Source organism: Paracoccus marinaquae, from assembly GCF_018860165.1.
Lineage (GTDB): Bacteria > Pseudomonadota > Alphaproteobacteria > Rhodobacterales > Rhodobacteraceae > Paracoccus > Paracoccus marinaquae.
On record NZ_JAHKNG010000083.1, the window covers coordinates 1 to 5,489 of the forward strand.

At 60.1% G+C, this 5,489-nt stretch carries 4 protein-coding genes and 1 CRISPR repeat array; of the genes, 1 reads left to right on the plus strand and 3 read right to left on the minus strand.

Going from position 1 to position 5,489, the window contains the following annotated elements; translation table 11 throughout:
- Positions 1–98 (plus strand): transposase domain-containing protein (locus KNW02_RS20005; RefSeq protein ID WP_216034945.1); only part of this gene is annotated, 98 nt, incomplete at its 5' end.
- A gap of 54 nt (positions 99–152) precedes the next feature.
- Positions 153–584: a CRISPR direct-repeat array (repeat unit 36 nt; unit sequence GTTGCGGCTGGACCACGGATTTTGAACAGCTACAAT).
- 74 nt (positions 585–658) lie between these two features.
- Here the strand turns inward: KNW02_RS20005 and cas2 are convergent.
- The 3 genes from cas2 to cas9 all read right to left on the minus strand — a co-directional run bounded on the left by cas2 (position 659) and on the right by cas9 (position 5,202).
- Positions 659–1,003 carry a CRISPR-associated endonuclease Cas2 gene (gene cas2, locus KNW02_RS20010; protein WP_252734151.1) on the minus strand — a complete coding sequence of 115 codons (345 nt, stop codon included), beginning with the start codon at positions 1,001–1,003 and terminating at the stop codon, positions 659–661.
- Positions 1,000–1,911 carry a type II CRISPR-associated endonuclease Cas1 gene (cas1, locus tag KNW02_RS20015; RefSeq protein WP_216034943.1) on the minus strand — a complete coding sequence of 304 codons (912 nt, stop codon included), beginning with the start codon at positions 1,909–1,911 and terminating at the stop codon, positions 1,000–1,002. The genes cas2 and cas1 overlap by 4 nt, the downstream gene beginning before the upstream one ends.
- A 78-nt stretch (positions 1,912–1,989) precedes the next feature.
- The gene (cas9, locus tag KNW02_RS20020) at positions 1,990–5,202 is read right to left on the minus strand and encodes a type II CRISPR RNA-guided endonuclease Cas9 (protein WP_216034944.1); all 3,213 of its coding nucleotides are present in this window, start codon (positions 5,200–5,202) and stop codon (positions 1,990–1,992) included.
- Between the last annotated feature and the right edge of the window lie 287 nt (positions 5,203–5,489).

Sequence of the window (5,489 nt, forward strand, 5' to 3'; positions counted from 1 at the left end):
TCGCTTGGCTCAAGGCAACCCTGACCGCTATCGCAAATGGCCATCCTCAGAGCCGCATTGACGACCTGTTGCCGTGGAACTTCAAACCGTCAAGATGAGGCCGCTGTGCCAGTCAGACACCGCTTACTGCCCGCACGCCGCTGGTCCAAGCTGTTGCGGCTGGACCACGGATTTTGAACAGCTACAATTACGGGCGCGCGATCTTTGCCGCTGATCCAGTTGCGGCTGGACCACGGATTTTGAACAGCTACAATCGTATGGCTGGACGGTATGAAGGCGGAGGGGTTGCGGCTGGACCACGGATTTTGAACAGCTACAATTCCGGGTTTTGAAAATAAGCAAAGCCATGTGTTGCGGCTGGACCACGGATTTTGAACAGCTACAATCCTCTGGCCCAGCATTCGTGAGGCCAACCCGTTGCGGCTGGACCACGGATTTTGAACAGCTACAATCTATGCCACTCTACTCCGCTGCCGTGCCGAGTTGCGGCTGGACCACGGATTTTGAACAGCTACAATTCATTAGCCACCTAGCCACCCCGGAGGGTAGTTGCGGCTGGACCACGGATTTTGAACAGCTACAATTCGATCTTCGCGCAGAGCCCTGAAATAACAGGGTTTTGATGAAGGTCTGTTGTGGTATTTTCGTGCGAATCGCATCAGAACATCACCAATTGCTGCGGATTTTCTCGGGCCGATTTTCGGCCTTGATCCGAGAAATGAATAATATCGCGATACTGGCGGTCGGTAAAGTTGAGGATCTGGACGTCTCCGGCATCGGGCAGATGTCGCTCGATGCGGCCCACGCGAGTGGCAAAGGCTTCCTTGCCGTTCACAAAGCGGGCGTAGACCGAAAACTGACTGCGTTCGAAGCCCTCATCCAGCAGGAAATCGCGAAACCCGGTAGCGGCCTTGCGCTGTTGTTTGGTGTCGGTCGGCAGGTCGAACATCACCAAAATCCACATGAGACGATACCCTGATAGCTGTGTCGTGGTCGCGTTCATTTACCCAAACCGGCCAAAGTCAGCGGATCCGGCGGGGTCGGCAGCACAAGCGAGAGAGTTTCCGTTTCGAAACTCTGCCCGAGCGAGGTTGCCAGCTTGCTCAGCGCCACCGATACCGGAGTGACGCCCTCCCCAAGCGGCAGATCGGTTGCGATCAGCCGGGCTAGCGCCTGTTTGGCCTCGGTGTCCACCAGGGGGCCGCGATCCCTGATAATGGCGCGCACGGCACAGTCAATCAGCGGGCGGAAAGGCTCCAGCAGATCGTCAGCAAGGGCAAAAGCGTTGCCGCGATTGGCATGAAATAACCCGATGGTGGGATGCAGGCCTGCTGCCACGACCGAGCGGGCAGCCGCAGCGCGCAGCACGGTATAGCCATAATTCAGCAGCGCGTTAGCGTCATCAGCCCCCGTATCGCGACGAAAATCCGCACCCATCATGCGCGGCCAGTAATAGCGTGCGGCCTGAGCCTCGATATTGGTGCCATCGCCCGACGTGATCTTGCGGGTCAACATGTCGAGTGGCGCGCGCGCCTCACCTGCCATATCAAGTGCAGCGGCCTGCATCTGCACCTTTGCGATGATGATCCGCTTCCACGCCTGTTTGATGAACGGCGTCTTCGCCTGCCATTGGGCACGCATCCTGGCACCTTGTGCATGGTGTCCCTCCAGCGGCATCAACACCGATTTCGGCGCATGATTGGCGGCGCACAGAACAACCGGAACGCCACGCCCCGCCAACTCCACCAGAAGAGATGTCGACCAGGTCGTGCCATGGGCATGAACGATGACGCCCGCGATCTGATCGAGCGGCGTCCGGCCAATTTCGGAGCCGTCCTGCGAAACCTTCAGAAAGCCTCGGTCGCGGGACAGATGTCGCCCCTCGGTCGCAATATCAATAATCTGGTCCACTCGTTACCCCGGCACAAATCGCGAATCGCCAAGGGTTTGATTATATTGCAGTCCCGCAGGAACACCGAATCCATCATGTTAAAGGCTCGGACCCGGATCGCGCAGCCTGCCCATTTCATCGACAAAAACCCGGCGTGCACCTACCTTCTTCAGCGTCGAGGGCCTGAGCCTGATATAGAGGTCTTCCTTGTTTTTCCGATAACGATCCGATGCATTGGCTTCGTTATGCGGGACCAACTCGACCGTGCCATTGGTGTTGAATTGTTCGACTGTCGCGATGACCGGGCCGAACTTGCTGTCCTCAAGCTTTACCAGATCGCCCTTGTGCAGTCGTAGCAATCGGCACGCGGCCGGATGAGGGCGCGTCAGCTGGTCCTGATGCGCGTCAAAGGTCGAAACAACGTGATGGGTCAGCGTTCCGTCCGGCAATCGCCACACCTCGTAGCGGCTGTTGCTGTCGGGCTTGTAACCCTTGTAGGCCTTTCCGGTCTTGTCGTGGATCGGGATGACCGTCAGCGCCTCCGTCATCCTGACACGCCGGATGCCGTAATAGGGATTGTCCGATCCATCGGGTGATTTCGGGCTGCCCGCGAAGTCTGTCAGCGCCAGTTCAAAGGCCTTGCCGTCCAACCCGCGCGTGACGCGCGCCAGTTGCCGTCGCAGATCTTCATCGCGGATCGTGGCACCGCGGGAATCCTCGACCAGATCGTTCGGTTTCAGCGATGTCAGCGGCTTGCGGCTGATCACGCTTCCGCTGCCGGTCAGCCCATAGGCGGTATCGTTGTGCAACTGCCCGCTTGTGCTGTCCTTGCCGGAATGGCGTGCTGCCTGATCGATGCGGCCATGATCGGCGCGGTGGCTGACGATCATGGCCGCAAGCCGCGGACCAAGGTCCGAGCGAAACCCGTCCCATGGCGGCGGCACCGAACGCGCGACCTCTTCGGCACCATTCAACTCGTCCCTGCGGGCCATGTCGCTGATACGTTTGATCAGGCTGCGGTCGGTGGCCGCGACGACGGCCGCGTCAATCGCGTGATGGCGGTGATCGGTGCGGTTCTTGGCCTTGACTGCAGCCTTGCCATCCGACAGCAGCCCATTCAGCCCCCAATGACGGCGCAGCATTTCCGTCAGCCTGCCGGGCACGACCCAGACATGCGACTTGCCATCGGCGCCATCATAGAGCGCGTCCAGATAGCGACGCGCGATGCGGGACAGAAATTGCGTGTCCTTCAGGGCGCGGGCGGAGAAGTCGTTCTCGCCCTCGAACCGCTGCATCGCGTCGGCGGCAAAGCGCCAGGCCTTTTCCGGCGGCAGATTCTTGAGATTGGCGGCGACTCGGCCCCAGTGGGGGCTGTCGCCCCAGGCCTCCCAAGGGGTCTTGTTGGTCTTCTGACGGTTGTATTCTTTCAGACACAGCGTCCGGTTGGAAAAACTGTCATCCAGCGTGCGCGAAAATGGCAGAATGTGATCCACGTCGCAAGAACCGTCGAACAGCATGGCCGCGCTGATCCGCTGACCCGAATAGGGGCAGTTGCGGGTCATCACGTCATCGCCAAGCGATTCCCACAGGCGCAGCACCATCCGGTTCGCGCCGGTATCGGGAATGCCCATCTCCTCCAGCTTCTGCCCCCGCACGATGGCCGCGTCGGTGTTCTTCTTGATGTCGCGGTGAACCTCGCGCTTCTGATCCTCGGACAGTTTCAGATCGCGGGCGAGTTCCACTACGATCTCGTCGGGCTTGCCGTAGACACAGATGATCCGGTTTACCAGCCGGCGCAACTGGTTCAGCCCGATATGGACGGTCGGATTGGTGATGCGGCCAAAGCGGGTCACATCGTCGTCGTTCTCGTCATAAGTGCCGGGGATCACATGGCGGTCGAGGATCTGGCCGTAATAGGGCAGTTCCGCAAGAACCTCGCCGGTGCGCGCATCGCTGTGATGCCAGCCGCATCGGGCAACCGCCTCACTGTAGGGGATCACCTCCGCCTCAAGCGCCGCGAGGATTCGGGTTGTCGCGGTCTGGCCGAGCCGGCCAAAACCCTCGGGCAGGGGTGCATTGGCCGTGGTCTGTGCGTGATCGCGGTCCAGACCGTGCTGCGCCGTCAGCCAGTCGACTAGTCCGGCATGGTCAGCATCGCTTTGCACCGCACGGATGCGGGCAATGACGGCCCATTGCGCATCGGGGTCAAGCGCCGACCAGCGCGGCCCGAACCTGTCGGGATGCGACAGTGAGGCCCGCACCGGATCGCATGTGATGCTGTCGCGACCCACCGTTTCCAGCGTGAAACTCTGATCGGGACGCAGCTTGATGATCTTGCCAAGCGCCGTCAGCGTCATCGACATGCCCGACAGCTTGGCGGTGTGCTTCTTGTTGTCCAGCGCATGAATGATCTGGTCACGCTTTTCGCGCGTCAGACCCCGTGCAGGTTCTCCCCGCGCCGCGATGCGCAGGGCGTTCACAGTCTCATAGAGGATGCGTCGCTGATTCAGCGGATGCGCGGTGGGAATGCGCCTTTCATCGGTGAAAAGGCACAGCCCGACTTCGGGCGTCTTCAACGGGCGCTGGTGAAAGATGATCAGCCCGATTTCATCGCGCAGATCGTCGGTCAGGGTATCGGGGTAATGTCGCGCCTGCGCCGACCAGAGCTTTGCAAACTCTTCCTCCAGATGCCGTCGGTCGGGATAGAGATCATAACCCGCCTCTTCCTTCTCGGCATTGTCGCGCAGCGCCACGGATAAGCGTGTGCGCACGCTTGGGATCTGTTTTGGATCGGCGGCATCCGACCGGCGCATATGTAGGAACTCGCCATAGCTGCGCGCGCCCCGCGTCATCATCGCCTGATCGAGACGCGCCGTAGCATCCTTGATCTTGCCGCTTTCATTATCGCCCCGGTCGGTCTTGCGGTTCGACTTGAACCCGCGCCGCTGGTTCAGGTGGAACAGCGCGCGGCCCAGATGGGACAGCGGCAGCTTTTCATCCAGCCCGCTTGCGCGCAATTCATATGGATCGAGCAATTCCAGTGCCTTGGCCTGAGCCGGAACGGCAGGCATCAACCCGACTTCCGCCATCCGCTTCATCAGCGCCGCCTTGCGCCGCAGGAACCTGTCCCGGCGTCGGCGCTGCGCCCGCGCCGCACGCCGCGCAACGGCAAGCGAAGCCTTGGTCTTGGGGTCGCGCCCATCCGAGAAAATCCGCACACCACCGTCGATCGCTTCAGTGATCTGGCCGTCAGCGGTTGCATAGAGCCACCAGCCAATGGAATTCGTTCCGATATCAAGGCCAAGACGCATGAAAAACTCACAGTGAAGGGCATTCTTTGCATCTTGACACGAAGAGCTTAGTCATCACAATGCAAGTGTTCAAAATCCGTGGTCGAGCCGTTAACAAGCACTCGATTGCACCACATTGAAGCGCAGGCTACGGCCTGCGTTTTTCTTTTGCGACATGAATGGCGTTGTTGCAGAACGCCGGTTTGAGCCGAGCTTGCGCCTTTCCCCCGCGATCTTAGGCGACGCGTTCGATCTCCGCTTGGCCGAGAGCGTTGAAGCGGTTCATGAGGGCAATGCGGATGTGGATT